The organism is Alteromonas sp. IB21, assembly GCF_016405965.1.
GTDB lineage: Bacteria > Pseudomonadota > Gammaproteobacteria > Enterobacterales > Alteromonadaceae > Alteromonas.
Map to the genome: position 1 here is coordinate 1 of NZ_JAEFCD010000020.1, position 15,145 is coordinate 15,145.

Consider the following 15,145-nt stretch of genomic DNA (forward strand, 5'->3'; position numbering starts at 1 on the left):
TCCAGTTGAGATAATTATCCCTTAACTGGCTGTGTGAATCTATTGGAGCACGTCATGGTATTTACGATGCCGCAGAGGAATAACTAAAAAAGGAGCAATAACGATTGCTCCTTTTTCTAACACTGGTTGGTTATTAAAGAGGGGGAGCTGCTGGCTATCACTAATTACTGACGGTTAAGTGTTAGGCTGTCGCTTTCAACTGAATGTCAGTGAGATAACGCTTACGTTTTTTTTCAGTTAGCGTTTGCATATCGACGACCACGAGTCCATCAATACAGTCATTAAAGTCAGGGTCGACATTAAATCCCAAGAACGCCACGCCCCCATCCTTTGCTACCTCAGAGTATTGTTTATAAAGCGTTGGTACATTTACTCCCATATTGGCAAGTAAATGCTTTAGTTGTGTAAATTCCGCTTTATAGTCCTTACCCGTGAACTGATGTAGCGACTCTTGGGTGATCTGATAGGGGCGCTTGCAAGTGGCTTCACCAAATTTCGCAGGAAAGTAAGTAGAGTAAAATTGTACCAGTAAGTCTTTTGCTGGTTCTGGGTATGCGTTACTCAACGACACTGCACCAAATAAGTATCGATATTTAGGGTAACGACTTAAAAACGCGCCAATGCCAAACCATAGGTAATCTAAACTTCGCTTTCCCCAGTAGCGGGGCTGCACAAAACTTCTACCAAGCTCCAAGCCCTCTTTAAATAGCTTGTCGTTATTCTGGCCGTAATTGAATAAGGTTGCAGAATACAAACCCGTGGGGTGTTCAGGGGCGGTAAGCAGCTCTGCATCGCCAAAACGATAAGCGCCTACAATTTCCAAATCACTGTCATCCCATAGCACAAGGTGATAGTAATGTGAGTCGTATTGATCGATGTCTCTGCGCTTATTAGTGCCTTCTCCAACCGCTCTAAACGCTACCTCTCGTAATCGACCTATCTCACGCATAATGGGCGAGCAGCTTTTGTGCTGGTAGAGATAAATAGACTTTCCATCGCCCGTCTCGCCCAAGTGTTCGCACTCACGTATGGCTCTGGCCAATTCTTTTCTATCCTCTGGCATTGCAATAGAGGCTTGAGTGTGGAAAACGCCTTTTTTGTTGCTGCCAATACGGTATAAATGGCGCTTAAAAAGCTTTACTTGTTCCTTCAGGGGGATGGTTGTTTGCTGATATGACTCAAAAGGAATAAGTTCACCAATTCGCATAGGAAGATGCTTCTTGCGCTGTTTGAACATTTCTTTAACCAGTAACGCTGTCGCGAGCGGTTTATAAACCATAGAGACGCCATAAAAAAGCGGGCTGTTCTTGGCATCAATATAAACGGGTAAAATGGGGGCTTTCGCTTGCCTTGCAATACGCAAAAAGCCAGAGTGCCAACGGGTATCACGTACACCCTGAGGTCGGAGCCTGGACACTTCGCCTGCTGGGAAAATGAGGACGGCGCCATCTTTATTCAAATGAGACTGAATTGCCGATAAATGTTGTTTTGGCGTTCCGCCTTGCATGTTGTTCACAGGGAGCAGCATATCGTGCAATGGCTCAATCGCCATAAGCATTTCGTTTGCAACCACCTTTAGGTCGTGACGTACTTCGCTAACAAGCTTTATCAGTGCAAGAGCGTCTAGTGAACCAATAGGGTGATTTGCAATAATGACAACCCTACCATCGCTAGGAATACGTTCTTTCTCTACATCTCGAGTGGAGTAGCTGATATTAAAATACTCAAGCACCTGCTCTACAAAATCGATATCTTCATAGTGAGGATATGTCTCACCAAACTCAGTAATTTCACGCTCGTGAAGCAAATGCTTTAGTACGAAAGACAGCGACTTAAAAAGAATGGGGTTATTCGCTACCTGAGGATAATGCTTGTTCAGTACTTCGTTTACGGTAAACATAGAACCTGTTTCTCTTTCGGTTTTGGCGAACAATAGCAGGGCAATGTGACGTTTTTCACACACTTTGATGGCAGTTATTTGACAATGTTAATGAAATGTAAGTGTGCGATCTGCTTCCCTTAATTTTGTCGGTACAAGAGTGGGTTAGGTGCTTCTAGGGGTGAATAAAACGATTAGAGTGTCGTGGCTCATAAAAAGGTCGAACCCAAATGCTGAATTTACATAGCATCTATAATGGCAATGAAGAATAGGGGCGGAATTGCGCCCCTATGTTTCTAAATGTTTTATGCGGCTTTAGATGGAGAGGATTTTACTGTGATTGAAGTAACGCTCGCCGATTCCATGGTATCTAAATAATGAATAAGCGATAGATTACCGTTTTTATCTTCTGCCAACGCACTACAATTTTCAATCCAGTCGCCGTCATTAATGTAGTGAATACCATTTTCCATACTGCTCTCTGGATGGTGGATGTGACCGCACACCACACCGTCAAGCCCCATCTCATCAGCGCGCTTGCAGCATGCTTCTCGATAGCGGGCAATAGCGTCGTTAGCCCCTTTGATGTGCTTTTTAATATAACCGGCTAGTGACCAGTATTCTCGTTTTCGCCAAGCGCGAAAGCGATTAAACTCACGGTTGAGAAAGAGCAATAGGTCATAACCTTTATCGCCAATCCACGCATGAAACTTGCCCATTGTGACATCGCCATCGAATTGATCGCCATGTAAAACTAAATAGCGTTTGCCCTGTGCCGTGGTGTGAACCAACTCGCGCTCAATCTCTATATCACCGAAAGCCATGCCTGAATATGATTGGATAGGCTCGTCGTGATTTCCGGGTAAATAGACTACCCGTGTGCCTTCTTGGCTCATTTGCATAAATTTATGCATCACCTGATTGTGGGCTTTGGGCCAGCGAAATTGCTTAGTCATTTGCCACATGTCAACGATGTCACCTACTAGATATAAGGTGTCTACAGTGATGCTATTTAGGAAGGAAAGTAAGTGTTCTGCCTTACAATCGCGGTTTCCTAAATGGATGTCTGAAAGCCAGAGTGTGCGATAGTGTGTCTTTTTCATAGCGGGTTCCCAAAGCGATGCCTCGGACAGACACTATAGGTTTGCAAATTGACACTACCGTGACGCTTGCTTGACCATTGTGTTACAACAGCACAAATACGCGCTATAACCCCAACTTATTCGCCACTTCTAAAAGCTTATCTCGCATCCATACATTCACTAAGTCTTCGTCGGCGTGTTTGTGCCAGTACATGTGTACGGGGAGTGGGGGGACGTCGAATGGAAGGGGCAGAATATCGATAGCGAATTTATTACTGAATTGTTGGGCGAATCGCGTTGGCATGGTCAGCAAAAGATCGCATTGGCTAACTACATTAACGGCTGCAAAGTAGTGTTCACACTGCAATGCGATGTTGCGATGTAAATTGTGCTGAGCAAGGGCTAGATCTACCGTATCTAATTTAGAGTCTTTTAAAGATACAAGCGCATGCTGTGCAACTGAGTAGCTCTTGATACTCGGGTTATCTACGTAGCTATTACTAGGCGCGCATACCACGACAAACGTTTCTTCGCAGATAAACTGTGAACGAATGTCACGGCTGGTGGGAACTAGTGCGTCAATTACGATATCAAGCTCTTTAGCGGCTAACGCAGGAGCAAGCTCGGGCCAGGTAACCTGTCTGCTATTCACCGTGATATTGGGAGTATGTTTAACAAGCTCTGGAATAAGCACGGGAAAAAATATAGATTCTAAAACATCTCTCAAGCCAAGGTTCACCTGACGGGGTTTATCACTTATATCAAAGCCCACTTTACCTTTTAACGTACTTTCAAGGGTTTCGATTGATTTCACAACCGATGCAATAATGCCTTGGCAAAATGGGGTAGGCACGACTTGTCGTCCATGACGAATAAACAGCGGATCATCAAATTTCTCTCGCAGACGACCTAAGGCGTGACTCACCGCAGGCTGAGTAATATGAAGTGCGTTGGCGGCTTTCGTAATGCTGCCCTGATCGTAGACCGCGCGCAGCACAACAAACAAATTCAGGTCTAATTTTCCATGCATATTATTTATGGGTTTCCATAATAAGGCATCATTTTTATTTATTATTAAACAGAGTACACTGGCTTAAATGTTAATAAAAGGTTTCTTTAATAGAGGCTTCTTTTGTAAGGGGCGTGTGCATGCAGGCATCAGTACTTACCGAGGTGTTGTTACCTCTAGCGTTGGCATTTGTTATGTTTGGTATGGGGCTAACGCTAACCCTTGCAGACTTTGCCCGACTACTTAAAGTACCTAAAGCAGTAATAACGGGTTTTATAGGGCAAATTATATTGCTGCCTATGTTGGCGCTAGGACTGTGCTTTGTTTTTGGTCTACCTGATTATATTGCGGTTGGCGTAATGGTTTTAGCGGCATGCCCAGGCGGCACGACCAGTAATTTAATCAGCCACATTGCAAAAGCAAATCTGGCCCTTTCAGTAAGCTTAACCGCTATTTCTACCATCGCTTGCGTTTTCTCAACGCCCTTTATCATTCAATTTGCTCTTGATTACTTTGTAAAAGAAAACGCGCCAGACTTTTCTATTATTCAAACAGTGATCGGGCTGGTTGGTATATCAATTGTACCGGTCATTTTAGGCATGACCATTCGTCGCTTTAACAGCAGGTTTGCTACTAAAACTGAAAGCTTCTTTCGGCAGTTTTCCATGTACTTCATGTTGCTTATGATTGTGGGCGTGCTTGTTTCAGAAAGAAACAATTTAGCCGTGTCCTTTGAAAGCGCGTTTTTGGTTTGCCTAACGTTAAATTTATCATCGGTATTGTTAGGGCTCGGGCTTGCTAAGTTTTCAAACCTAGCATTTAAAGACTCGCTCACGCTGGCCATTGAAATAGGCGTGCAAAATGCGGCGCTTGCAATGCTGATATGTATTACCTTTTTAGATGCGCCTGATTACGCGATTGCACCTGGTGTATATGGCGTAGCAATGTACATCGGGCCGGCACTATTGGCGCTGTGGGCAAAACGAAAAATGCGTAACGAACAGCCATCAGTGTCACTGCAAAAGACGGAATCAGTTTGATTGGATTGATAAGGCGGTCAATTCGAGAGAATAGTGAAGTACTGATTAGCGCTTAACACAATAAAGCGCAACTAAACATAAACGCCGATACAAGAATAATGAAACAAGAACAAGTAGGAAACACAGAATGCGCATATTAATTACCGGAGGCGCGACCGGCTTGGGTCAAGCCATCGCCCTTAAATGGGCAGATAAATGGGCAAATAAAGAAGGCGCTTTTGATATTTGTATTGCTGACATAAACCAAGAAAGAGGGGATGAAACGGTAAATGCGCTTATCGCAAAAGGTGCAAATGCATTTTATGTGCATTGTGATATCACCTCGGACAGTGATGTACAAATGCTGGCGCAAACTATCGATTCGCGCTGGGGCGGCACAGACTATGTATTTAATAACGCAGGTGTTGCAACCGGCGGTAGCCTCTTAGATGAAAGCATTGAGCAATGGCAGTGGGTTTTCGATATCAACGTGCTGGGTATGGTGAGAGTTAGTCGTGCGCTATTACCGTTAATGCGCAAACAAGGTGGTGGCTACTTTATTAACATTGCATCGCAAGCGGGATTAACGCCTATTCCTTACATGGGTAGTTACAACGCGGTGAAAGCCGCTGTGGTATCGTTTTCTGAAACCATGAAGTTAGAATTAGCTCCCGACAATATAAATGTTAGTGTCGTATGCCCTAGCTTCTTTAAAACTAACTTAGATGAGTCGATGAGAAGCACTAATCCCGCGTCGCATAAAATGATTAATAAGTTTTTTGCCAAGGCCGACATGACCAAAGAAGATGTCGCAGAGGCTATTTACCAACAGGTTAGTAAAAAGCAGTTTCTTATTCTTACTCACAAATTGGGTAAACGGGCTTTCTTATTAAAGAAGCTGCTGCCAACTCAGCGTTATATCAGCAACATGCTAAATCAAACCAAGACGATGAAACGTGTGATGGAAAAGCAAAATTAAGCCAACAAGTCGAACATGTTTCGTGGGCGCTTTACTGGCGCGTGCTAAGTAGCTCGCCACAAATCCCTAGCGCGAGAGCATACAGCCGTGCTTTAAAGTAAACGCTTTAAAATAGAATTAGATAGAAGAATAACTCATGCAACAGCAAGTCGTAGACAAGGCCGATAGCGTGCGCTCAGGCGAAGAACTAGATGTGGATGCAGTACATCATTGGCTTAGAGGTAATATTAGTTCATCTGACCCATCACTGTTAGCAGCAATACAAAACAGCGATAACTTACCTAGAGTTACCCAATATTCAGGAGGTGCCTCTAATTGGACCTATTGTCTAGATTACCCAGACACCTCGCTCATTTTGCGCAGAGCGCCCGCAGGTACTAAGGCGAAAGGTGCACACGATATGGCGCGGGAGTACCGATTACAGCATGCGTTAAAGCCTGTTTATCGCTACGTGCCAGAAATGCTTGGGTTATGTGAAGATGACAGCGTGATAGGGACGGACTTTTATGTAATGGAAAAGTTCACCGGTGTTATCCCGCGCAAAAATTTACCCCGAGGTTTAGACACCACGGAGCAGCAAACGAAACAGCTTTGTACAAATGTACTTGATAGTTTAATTGAGCTGCATAAAGTCGATTACCAAAAAGCAGCGCTTGACCATCTTGGAAAAGGCGCTGGCTATATAGAGCGGCAAATCAGCGGGTGGAGCGAACGCTACAGTAAAGCGAAAACGTGGAACGTTCCCTCAGGCAAAAAAGTTATGCGCTGGCTTGAAAGAAACATGCCTGATACCGAGCGCATTTGTATAACCCACAATGATTTTCGTTTCGATAATGTGGTGTTACAGCCAGACAACTACACGCAGATTATTGGCGTATTAGATTGGGAATTAGCAACGTTAGGCGATCCGCTAATGGATTTGGGCAATACATTAGCGTATTGGGTTCAAGCTGATGATGACTTTTTGGCTCAATCTACCCGCCGCCAGCCCACGCATTTACCGGGAATGTTTACCCGTAAGCAGGTGGTCGCGTATTACTGCAAAGAAATGGAATTAGATGTAGAGGACTTTACTTTTTATGAGGTGTACGGACTTTTTCGGTTAGCAGGTATAGCCCAGCAAATTTACTACCGTTATCACCACAATCAAACAAACAATCCGGCGTTTAAAAACTTCTGGATCTTTATTCATTACTTAATGTGGCGCTGTAATAGGGCCATTAAAGCATCAGGAAAACGATAATGACAACAAGAAACAATATTCTGATCACAGGCGCAAGTTCTGGTTTAGGGAAAGGTATGGCCATAGAGTTTGCTAAACAAGGCTGTAACTTGGCTTTGTGTGCAAGGCGTTTTGAAAACTTAGAAAAGCTGAAAGAAGAGTTGCTTTCAATAAATCCGAAGATTGACGTGTATATTCGGTCGCTGGATGTTACCGATCACGATGCGGTTTTTGAAGTATTCGACGCATTTAAAGCTGACATGGGAACCCTTGATAGAGTGATTGTGAACGCTGGTATGGGAAAAGGGGCGTCCGTTGGGACCGGCTATTTTCATGCAAACAAGCAAACGGCGGTGACTAACTTTGTATCAGCACTAGCTCAGTGTGAAGCGGCAATGGCTATTTTCCGAGCGCAAAATAACGGCCATCTTGTCACAATCTCTTCAATTAGCGCTGTGCGTGGGTTTAGGCGCGCAATGACGGTGTATGCGGCAACGAAAGCGGGCTTAACATCTATGACCGAAGGTATTCGAATGGATGTGATGAACACACCAATTAAAGTAACCTGTATTCACCCAGGCTTTATTCGCAGCGAGATTAATGAAAAGGTAGAGAAGGTGCCGTTTATCGTTGATACCGATGTGGGCTGTCGAGCTATGGTAAAGGCGATAAATAAAGAAAAGGCAAATGCCTTTGTACCAAGCTGGCCGTGGGCTATCTTACACTGGATTATGCGTATTGCACCGGCAAGTTCAATAAGGAAAATGAGCTAGGACGCAAAGCAAAACGCAGATACAAAAAAAGCGCCGAGAGGCGCTTTTTTAACTACTAATCGTAAAGATTAACCTAGTGCTTTGATTTGCGCAGCTAGACGGCTCTTATGACGAGCAGCTTTGTTTTTGTGAATCAAGCCTTTAGTAGCCATTCTGTCAAGTACTGGAGTAGCAGCAGTAAGTGCAGCTTGAGCCGCTTCTTTGTCACCGCTTGCAATTGCAGCGATTACTTTCTTGATGCTTGTACGTGTCATTGAACGACGGCTAGCGTTGTGCTGGCGACGCTTTTCGGCTTGGATTGCACGCTTCTTAGCAGACTTAATGTTAGCCAAGGTGTAACTCCCAAAATAAATTCATGTCAAAAACGAGGGTGCGGATTGTGCCTACCAAACGCCCAAATGTCAAACGATTTAAAAGTTAAATCGTTTCGCGATAAAACGCGCAAGCTATTGAACACAAAGTATGCTCAACACGTTGCACATTCTTTGCGACATTTTTTGCAGTAAGCCTTTAGCGACTTAAAAGAGCCTTTAGCGACCAAGAAAGCCTCTAGCGACTTAATGAAAAACCGTCAACAATTCTCAATAATTTAAGAATCCCCAACGACATTTCCCTGCGACATCAGAGCGGAAAGCTAAGCATAAACATAGCATCCCATATCGGGCGCGGATTATAGCAATAAACCGAGCGAAGATGCACAACTTATTTTGAAGAAATCGTTTCGCCTGCCTGAGCCTTTCGCTATTATGGCTCGCTACGAAAAGTAGTAATGGCTTTTTACTGTGTGTATTCCACAGATAAGGGAATACATTATTCAACGCACATAGCCATTATTTTGCGAATAGGGCTTTTTAGAAAAAGCCGAACTTTTACCTTCTCATCTGGAAATGTGACGTGTCACGGAAGTTAATTAAATCAGGTCTTATAGTTAGCGTAATGACCTTAGTCTCTCGCGTGTTGGGATTGGTACGAGATGTGGTTGTTGCCAGATTGATGGGCGATGGCGCTGCTGCGGATGTGTTCTTCTTTGCCAACAAAATCCCTAATTTTCTCCGTCGGTTGTTTGCGGAGGGGGCGTTTGCTCAGGCTTTTATTCCCGTATTGACGGAAGTTCATGCGAATGACGATAAAAAACAACTCCGTGAATTCGTTGCCAAAATTAGCGGCACATTGGGAGCGATTGTTTTTGTCGTCTCCATCATAGGCGTCATTGCTTCCCCCGTGCTTGCGGCGCTTTTTGGTACAGGGTGGTTTATCGCTTGGTTAGAAGGCGATGAAGCAGGTGATAAGTTTGTCCTCGCTTCAACCATGTTAAAAATAACATTTCCATACTTAGCGTTTATTTCACTAACAGGGCTCTCAGGCGCAATTCTAAACACGCTAAATAAATTTGCCGTAGCCGCATTCACGCCAGTATTGCTCAACGTTTGTATTATCGCATGCGCTATTTATCTGTCTCCAATGTTGGCGCAGCCTGCTTATGCGTTGGCATGGGGCGTTTTTATCGGCGGGATAGTTCAGTTTGTATTTCAGCTCCCTTTTTTATTTAGGGCTGGATTATTGGTGAGACCTAAATGGGGATGGCACGATGAAAATGTCGTGAAAGTAAGAACGCTGATGATCCCCGCATTGTTTGGGGTGTCGGTTGGGCAAATTAATCTGTTGTTCGACACTTTTATCGCGAGCTTCCTTGTAACCGGCTCAATCAGCTGGCTGTACTACTCTGACAGATTGCTTGAGTTTCCTTTAGGCCTTTTCGGTATTGCAATTGCTACCGTTATTCTTCCCACACTGTCGCGAAACCACGTAAGTAACAACCCTAAAGCCTTTGCTGCAAATATAGACTGGGCGTTTCGCATGGTGTGTCTATTAGGTATACCAGCGGCAGTCGGCTTAGGTGTCATGGCTCGCCCCATCCTAACGGTCATTTTTCAGCGAGGCGCGTTTACTGCTGAAACAGCAATAATGGCGTCGTACTCACTAACCGCATACTCGTTTGGTCTACTGAGCTTTATGCTCGTGAAAGTTCTAGCCCCTGGTTTCTATTCGCGGCAAGACACCAAAACGCCCGTCAGGTTTGGTATTTGGTGCATGGTAGCCAATATGGTGTTCAACGTTGTTTTGGCCATCCCTTTCGGTTATGTGGGGCTAGCTATCGCCACCAGCATGTCGGCTACACTTAACGCTGCCTTACTCTACATAACACTACATCGGCAAGGCGTCTTCGCACTAAGCCGTACGTCCGTGTTATTTATCGCTCGCGTTATTCTTGCAAGCACTGCCATGGGTGGGCTTATTTATTATCGCGATAAAGGGTTGGCCTTCTTTGATTTATCCCTATCCGCCCAAATGTTAGAAGTAGGGATTACCATTGCAGTTTCAGTTGTGCTCTTCTTGATCACTATGATCGTTTTGGGTATGCGTCCAAGACACTTCAGAAGTGGCGGGGGATGATTTTCGATTCGCAGCTGTCTGTACCCGGTTAAATAGCATGCTCAACGTTCTTCAAATAAAGGTTTGCGACAAGCATTGGGTCGCGCGGTAAGTATGGCGGGTGCGCTTGGTATTGTGCTCGGTGTCGGCTATAATCGCGAGCTTTGATTTTCTAGCAGTTAAAAGGTAGTGGCTAACAGTGGAATTTATCCGCGGGCTAAACAATGTAAAACCGCACCATAAAGGGTGTGTGCTCACTATTGGCAAGTTCGACGGCGTGCACCGTGGTCATCAAGCTGTGCTGGCCAATGTGCTTGAAAAAGCGAAATCGCTATCACTTCCTGCCACCGTTATGGTGTTTGAACCGCAGCCTGAAGAAGTCTTTATGCCCGAGAGGGCGCCGGCGCGCATCAGTCCACTGCGTGAAAAATACGAATTGTTGCGGCAGCAAGAAGTGGACAGGCTGCTCGCGGTAAGATTTAACGCGGAATTTGCCAAACAAAGTGCTGATACTTTTGTGCACGACTTACTCGTCGATAAGCTGGGCGTGAAGTTTTTAGTTGTGGGAGACGACTTTCGCTTCGGAAATGGTCGTAAGGGCGACTTCCAAATGCTGCAAGCGGCAGGCAAACAATATGGTTTTGACGTGGTAAGCACTCACAGCTTTACTATGCACGCTCATCGCATAAGCTCTACAGCAGTTCGCGATGCGTTAGCCGATGGTGAATTTGGGCTTGCAACAGAAATGCTGGGGCGTCCCTTTGCTATCCATGGCAGAGTGGTTCATGGTGAGAAAAAAGGCCGTACCATTGGTTTCCCTACAGCGAATGTCATGCTAAAACGCCAAAAAACGCCTATTCATGGTGTGTTTGCGGTTCGTGTTGACGTAGATGGGAAGCACTTTAATGGTGTAGCTAATATTGGCACCCGACCTACTGTGAATGGCGTAAGAAACCAACTGGAAGTTCACATTTTTGATTTGTCATCCGATCTATATGGCAAGCCCATAACGGTGTTTCCGATGGCAAAAATAAGAGATGAAATTAAATTTGATTCTTTTGAAGCGTTGAAAGATCAAATTCAAGCAGATGCAGCACAAGCGCGTCTGTTATTAGCATAGTTAAACGTGATAAAGTCACGGCAAGTTTGTGCGCGTATTTGTTTCATTGAGTTCCATTTTTAAGCGTGAATTCGTGTTTGTGAAACCTGTAAGCAAGTCACTGTGCTAAAACAAAATACGTCGACCTCGCGGCAGTGAGAACGATACGCTGTTTTAAGCTGAACTTTTTATATTCAGCATTTTTATTTGAACATCGCATAATGAATATCGCCTTCACAATGTTTTAGTGCATTGGGTGAAAATTAAGGTAACCGGATAATACAATTTTATGAGTGATTACAAAGCCACACTAAACCTTCCAGAAACTGCGTTCCCGATGCGCGGTAACCTTGCTCAGCGCGAGCCTAAAATGCTTAAAGACTGGCAGGAAAAAGGGGTATATAGCAAAATTCGTGAAGCGAAAAAGGGCAAAAAGCCATTCATTCTTCACGATGGCCCTCCTTATGCAAATGGCGATATTCACATTGGTCACGCGGTTAACAAAATTCTTAAAGACATTATCGTAAAGTCGAAAAATCTATCTGACTTCGATTCACCGTACGTGCCAGGTTGGGACTGTCACGGTCTTCCCATTGAATTGATGGTAGAAAAGAAAGTAGGCAAGCCAGGTAAGAAAGTCACGGCGGCTGAATTTCGTCAAAAGTGTCGCGAATATGCACAAAAGCAAATTGATGGCCAAATGGCTGACTTCAAACGCTTAGGTGTATTTGGTGAATGGGATAATCCATACAAAACCATGGACTTCAAATCTGAAGCCGACATCATTCGCGCGTTAAGTAAAATAGTGGATTCTGGCCACTTGGAAAAAGGCTTTAAGCCCGTTCACTGGTGTACAGATTGTGGTTCGGCACTTGCTGAAGCAGAAGTCGAATACAAAGACAAAGTATCACCTGCAATCGATGTTAAGTTCCCAGTAGCTGATATAGCAGCCATTGCAAAAGCGTTTGGCGTGTCTGAAGATGACTTAGTCACACACAAAGCAGGCGTTGTCATATGGACCACTACACCTTGGACTCTTCCTGCTAACCGCGCTATCAGCTTACATCCAGAGCTTACCTACGCAATTGTGGAAGTTCAGCCTTCAAACGAATGGTTCGTGGTAGCCCAAGATTTGCTGGAAAGCTGTATGACCCGCTACGGTGTTGAAGATTTCCGCGAAGTCGCGACCTGTACTGGCGCAGCACTTGATAAGCTAAAAGTGAATCACCCGTTCTTAGATCTAGAAGTGCCGCTTATTCTTGGCGACCACGTTACGACCGAATCGGGTACGGGCTGCGTTCACACAGCGCCTGCCCACGGTGTAGACGATTTCAACGTGGGTAAGCAATACGATATCGAGGTATATAACCCGGTTGGTAATAATGGTGTTTACCTTGAAAATACGCCTCTTTTTGCTGGTCAGTTCGTATTCAAAGCTAACGATGAAATTATCGAAACAGTAAAAGAGAAGGGTAACCTTGTCTTGAACGTTAAATACGAGCACAGCTACCCGCATTGCTGGCGTCATAAAACACCTATAATTTTCCGCGCTACCCCACAGTGGTTCATCAGCATGGATAAGAAAGGTCTTCGCGCTGAATCACTCGAGCAAATTAAGCAAACCAAATGGATCCCAGACTGGGGCCAAAACCGCATTGAAAAAATGGTTGAAGGTCGTCCAGACTGGTGTATATCACGTCAACGTACCTGGGGCGTACCCATTCCTTTGTACGTGCATAAACTTACCGGTGAAATTCATCCAGAGTCTTCAGCATTGATGGAAAAAGTGGCGCTAGAAGTTGAAGCTAAGGGTATTCAAGCATGGTGGGATTTGGATGATGCAGCACTGCTTGGCAGCGAGCTCGAAAACTACGAAAAAGTGACCGATACCTTAGACGTATGGTTTGATTCAGGGGTCACTCACTATTTTGTTGTTGACAGACGTGACGACATTCCGGCATCGGCTGATTTATATCTTGAAGGTTCTGACCAGCATCGCGGTTGGTTTATGTCTTCGCTTATGTCATCGACTGCAATGCACGGTCACGCGCCTTACAAAGAAGTGCTTACTCACGGCTTTACGGTAGATGCCCACGGCAGAAAAATGTCGAAGTCGGTAGGTAACGTTGTGGCACCTCAGGAAGTCACTAACAAGTTAGGTGCAGACATCCTTCGCTTATGGGTAGCGTCTACTGACTATCGCGGTGAAATTGCGGTATCAGATGAAATATTAAAACGTGCTGCCGATGGCTACCGCCGCGTACGTAACACCGCGCGTTTCTTACTTGCTAACCTCAACGGTTTCAACGTTGAAGATGCGGTTGCAGAAGAGGATATGGTAGCACTTGACCGTTGGATCGTTGCGCGCGCTAAGGCACTTCAAGAAGAGCTAATCGAAGCATATAACAACTATGACTTGCTAGTAGTATCGCAGAAACTTACGCACTTTTGTTCAATAGAGCTGGGAGCGTTCTATTTAGACGTGATTAAAGATCGTCAGTATACGGCCAAAGCGGATGGTGTCGCCCGTCGTTCATGCCAAACAGCGATGTACCATATCGTTGAAGCTTTAGTTCGCTGGATGGCGCCTATCACAAGCTTCACTGCACAAGAAATCTGGGAAACGTTACCAGGCGAGCGCAGTGAATTTGTATTTACCGAAACCTGGTACGAGGGTTTTAATAACTTCACGCAAAGCGACACCTTTAACGATGCCCTGTGGCATCAGGTGCTAAGCGTTAAAGATGCGGCAAACCAAGCGATGGAACAGGCGCGTAAAGATGGCGCGCTAGGTGGGTCACTAGAAGCAAGTATATCGCTCTATGCTACCGAGTCGCTTTACAACGTGCTAGCTAAGCTAGAAGACGAGCTGCGTTTTGTACTTATTACGTCAGGCGTTACCCTTGAAAAAGTAGACGGTGCGCCATCTGATGCAAAAGCCACGGACGTTGAAGGCCTATGGTTGAGCGTTGACAAAGCAAGTGGCGAGAAGTGCGTACGCTGCTGGCATCACCGTGAAGATGTAGGCTCACACGAAGGTCACGAAGCGTTGTGTGGCCGCTGTGTGACAAACATCGACGGTGATGGAGAAGAGCGTCACTATGCTTAAGCTTTTTCGCGAAACGGGATTGCGTTTCTTATGGATAAGCGCGATTGCGTTTATCCTTGATCAGTGGAGTAAGTATACGGTTATTGACAGCATGTCATTGTATCAGTCGATACAGGTATTGCCGTTTTTTAATTTTACTTACGTGCATAATTACGGCGCCGCATTTAGCTTTTTAGAAAATGCAGGTGGTTGGCAGCGCTGGTTCTTTACTACCATTGCTGTTGTCGTCAGTGTTGTTATTTTATGGTGGCTGAAGCAGTCACCTCGTTCGCAAAAGATGCTGCCGGTCGCCTTTGCCTTTATTCTAGGTGGCGCACTCGGTAACGTTTACGACCGTTTAGTTCATGGCTATGTCATCGACTTTTTAGATTTTTACGTAAACAATTACCATTGGCCGGCATTCAACATTGCCGACAGCGCGATATTTATAGGCGCGGCCTTACTTATTATCGATATGTTTAAAAATGGTGATAAGAATCGTGAAGCAAACGGTGCAGAGGCGCAAGCTGGCTCTGCAGATAATAGCGAAACCATTAAGTAG

At 44.9% G+C, this 15,145-nt stretch carries 12 protein-coding genes; 8 read left to right on the top strand and 4 right to left on the bottom strand.

Annotated features, from left to right (window positions below):
* Nucleotides 1-181: 181 nt before the first annotated feature.
* The 3 genes from JC525_RS13650 to JC525_RS13660 form a co-directional block, all read right to left on the bottom strand.
* Nucleotides 182-1,900 (bottom strand): GNAT family N-acyltransferase, encoded by a 1,719-nt coding sequence (locus JC525_RS13650; protein WP_198816311.1) that lies wholly within the window; start codon nucleotides 1,898-1,900, stop codon nucleotides 182-184.
* Nucleotides 1,901-2,184: 284 nt separating this feature from the next.
* Entirely contained in the window at nucleotides 2,185-2,982 is a 798-nt protein-coding gene (locus JC525_RS13655; RefSeq protein WP_198816312.1) for a UDP-2,3-diacylglucosamine diphosphatase, read from the bottom strand.
* Between the two features lie 103 nt (nucleotides 2,983-3,085).
* The gene (locus tag JC525_RS13660) at nucleotides 3,086-3,991 is read right to left on the bottom strand and encodes a LysR family transcriptional regulator (protein WP_198816313.1); all 906 of its coding nucleotides are present in this window, start codon (nucleotides 3,989-3,991) and stop codon (nucleotides 3,086-3,088) included.
* A gap of 119 nt (nucleotides 3,992-4,110) precedes the next feature.
* Here JC525_RS13660 and JC525_RS13665 point away from each other — a divergent pair, with 119 nt between their 5' ends.
* From JC525_RS13665 to JC525_RS13680, 4 genes are all read left to right on the top strand, one after another.
* The gene (locus tag JC525_RS13665; protein ID WP_198816314.1) at nucleotides 4,111-5,010 is read left to right on the top strand and encodes a bile acid:sodium symporter family protein; all 900 of its coding nucleotides are present in this window, start codon (nucleotides 4,111-4,113) and stop codon (nucleotides 5,008-5,010) included.
* Nucleotides 5,011-5,137: 127 nt separating this feature from the next.
* Nucleotides 5,138-5,968: an SDR family oxidoreductase gene (locus tag JC525_RS13670; RefSeq protein ID WP_198816315.1), complete on the top strand. Its 831-nt coding sequence runs from the start codon at nucleotides 5,138-5,140 to the stop codon at nucleotides 5,966-5,968.
* Between the two features lie 136 nt (nucleotides 5,969-6,104).
* Complete coding sequence (locus tag JC525_RS13675; RefSeq protein WP_198816316.1) at nucleotides 6,105-7,211, top strand: phosphotransferase family protein; 1,107 nt, start codon at nucleotides 6,105-6,107, stop codon at nucleotides 7,209-7,211.
* Nucleotides 7,211-7,963, top strand: coding sequence for an SDR family oxidoreductase (locus JC525_RS13680; protein ID WP_198816317.1), 753 nt, complete (start codon nucleotides 7,211-7,213; stop codon nucleotides 7,961-7,963). Before JC525_RS13675 ends, JC525_RS13680 begins: the two co-directional genes overlap by 1 nt.
* Nucleotides 7,964-8,031: 68 nt before the next feature.
* Here JC525_RS13680 and rpsT read toward each other — a convergent pair whose 3' ends face one another.
* A complete protein-coding gene (gene rpsT, locus JC525_RS13685; protein ID WP_014950134.1) occupies nucleotides 8,032-8,295 on the bottom strand; it encodes a 30S ribosomal protein S20 in 264 nt (87 codons plus the stop codon).
* 562 nt (nucleotides 8,296-8,857) lie between these two features.
* On the opposite strand from rpsT, the gene murJ reads away from it, so the two are divergent.
* The 4 genes from murJ to lspA all read left to right on the top strand — a co-directional run bounded on the left by murJ (nucleotide 8,858) and on the right by lspA (nucleotide 15,145).
* Nucleotides 8,858-10,417 (top strand): murein biosynthesis integral membrane protein MurJ, encoded by a 1,560-nt coding sequence (murJ, locus tag JC525_RS13690; protein WP_198816318.1) that lies wholly within the window; start codon nucleotides 8,858-8,860, stop codon nucleotides 10,415-10,417.
* 178 nt (nucleotides 10,418-10,595) lie between these two features.
* The gene (gene ribF / locus JC525_RS13695) at nucleotides 10,596-11,516 is read left to right on the top strand and encodes a bifunctional riboflavin kinase/FAD synthetase (RefSeq protein ID WP_198816319.1); all 921 of its coding nucleotides are present in this window, start codon (nucleotides 10,596-10,598) and stop codon (nucleotides 11,514-11,516) included.
* 268 nt (nucleotides 11,517-11,784) lie between these two features.
* Complete coding sequence (gene ileS, locus JC525_RS13700) at nucleotides 11,785-14,604, top strand: isoleucine--tRNA ligase (RefSeq protein ID WP_198816320.1); 2,820 nt, start codon at nucleotides 11,785-11,787, stop codon at nucleotides 14,602-14,604.
* Nucleotides 14,597-15,145, top strand: coding sequence for a signal peptidase II (gene lspA, locus JC525_RS13705; protein WP_198816321.1), 549 nt, complete (start codon nucleotides 14,597-14,599; stop codon nucleotides 15,143-15,145). Before ileS ends, lspA begins: the two co-directional genes overlap by 8 nt.

Coding starts and splice junctions, on each gene's coding strand:
- JC525_RS13650 (WP_198816311.1), bottom strand. CDS start 1,900: ATGTTTACCGTAAACGAAGTACTGAACAAGCATTATCCTCAGGTAGCG.
- JC525_RS13660 (WP_198816313.1), bottom strand. CDS start 3,991: ATGCATGGAAAATTAGACCTGAATTTGTTTGTTGTGCTGCGCGCGGTC.
- ileS (WP_198816320.1), top strand. CDS start 11,785: ATGAGTGATTACAAAGCCACACTAAACCTTCCAGAAACTGCGTTCCCG.
- JC525_RS13670 (WP_198816315.1), top strand. CDS start 5,138: ATGCGCATATTAATTACCGGAGGCGCGACCGGCTTGGGTCAAGCCATC.
- JC525_RS13680 (WP_198816317.1), top strand. CDS start 7,211: ATGACAACAAGAAACAATATTCTGATCACAGGCGCAAGTTCTGGTTTA.
- JC525_RS13655 (WP_198816312.1), bottom strand. CDS start 2,982: ATGAAAAAGACACACTATCGCACACTCTGGCTTTCAGACATCCATTTA.
- lspA (WP_198816321.1), top strand. CDS start 14,597: ATGCTTAAGCTTTTTCGCGAAACGGGATTGCGTTTCTTATGGATAAGC.
- JC525_RS13675 (WP_198816316.1), top strand. CDS start 6,105: ATGCAACAGCAAGTCGTAGACAAGGCCGATAGCGTGCGCTCAGGCGAA.
- JC525_RS13665 (WP_198816314.1), top strand. CDS start 4,111: ATGCAGGCATCAGTACTTACCGAGGTGTTGTTACCTCTAGCGTTGGCA.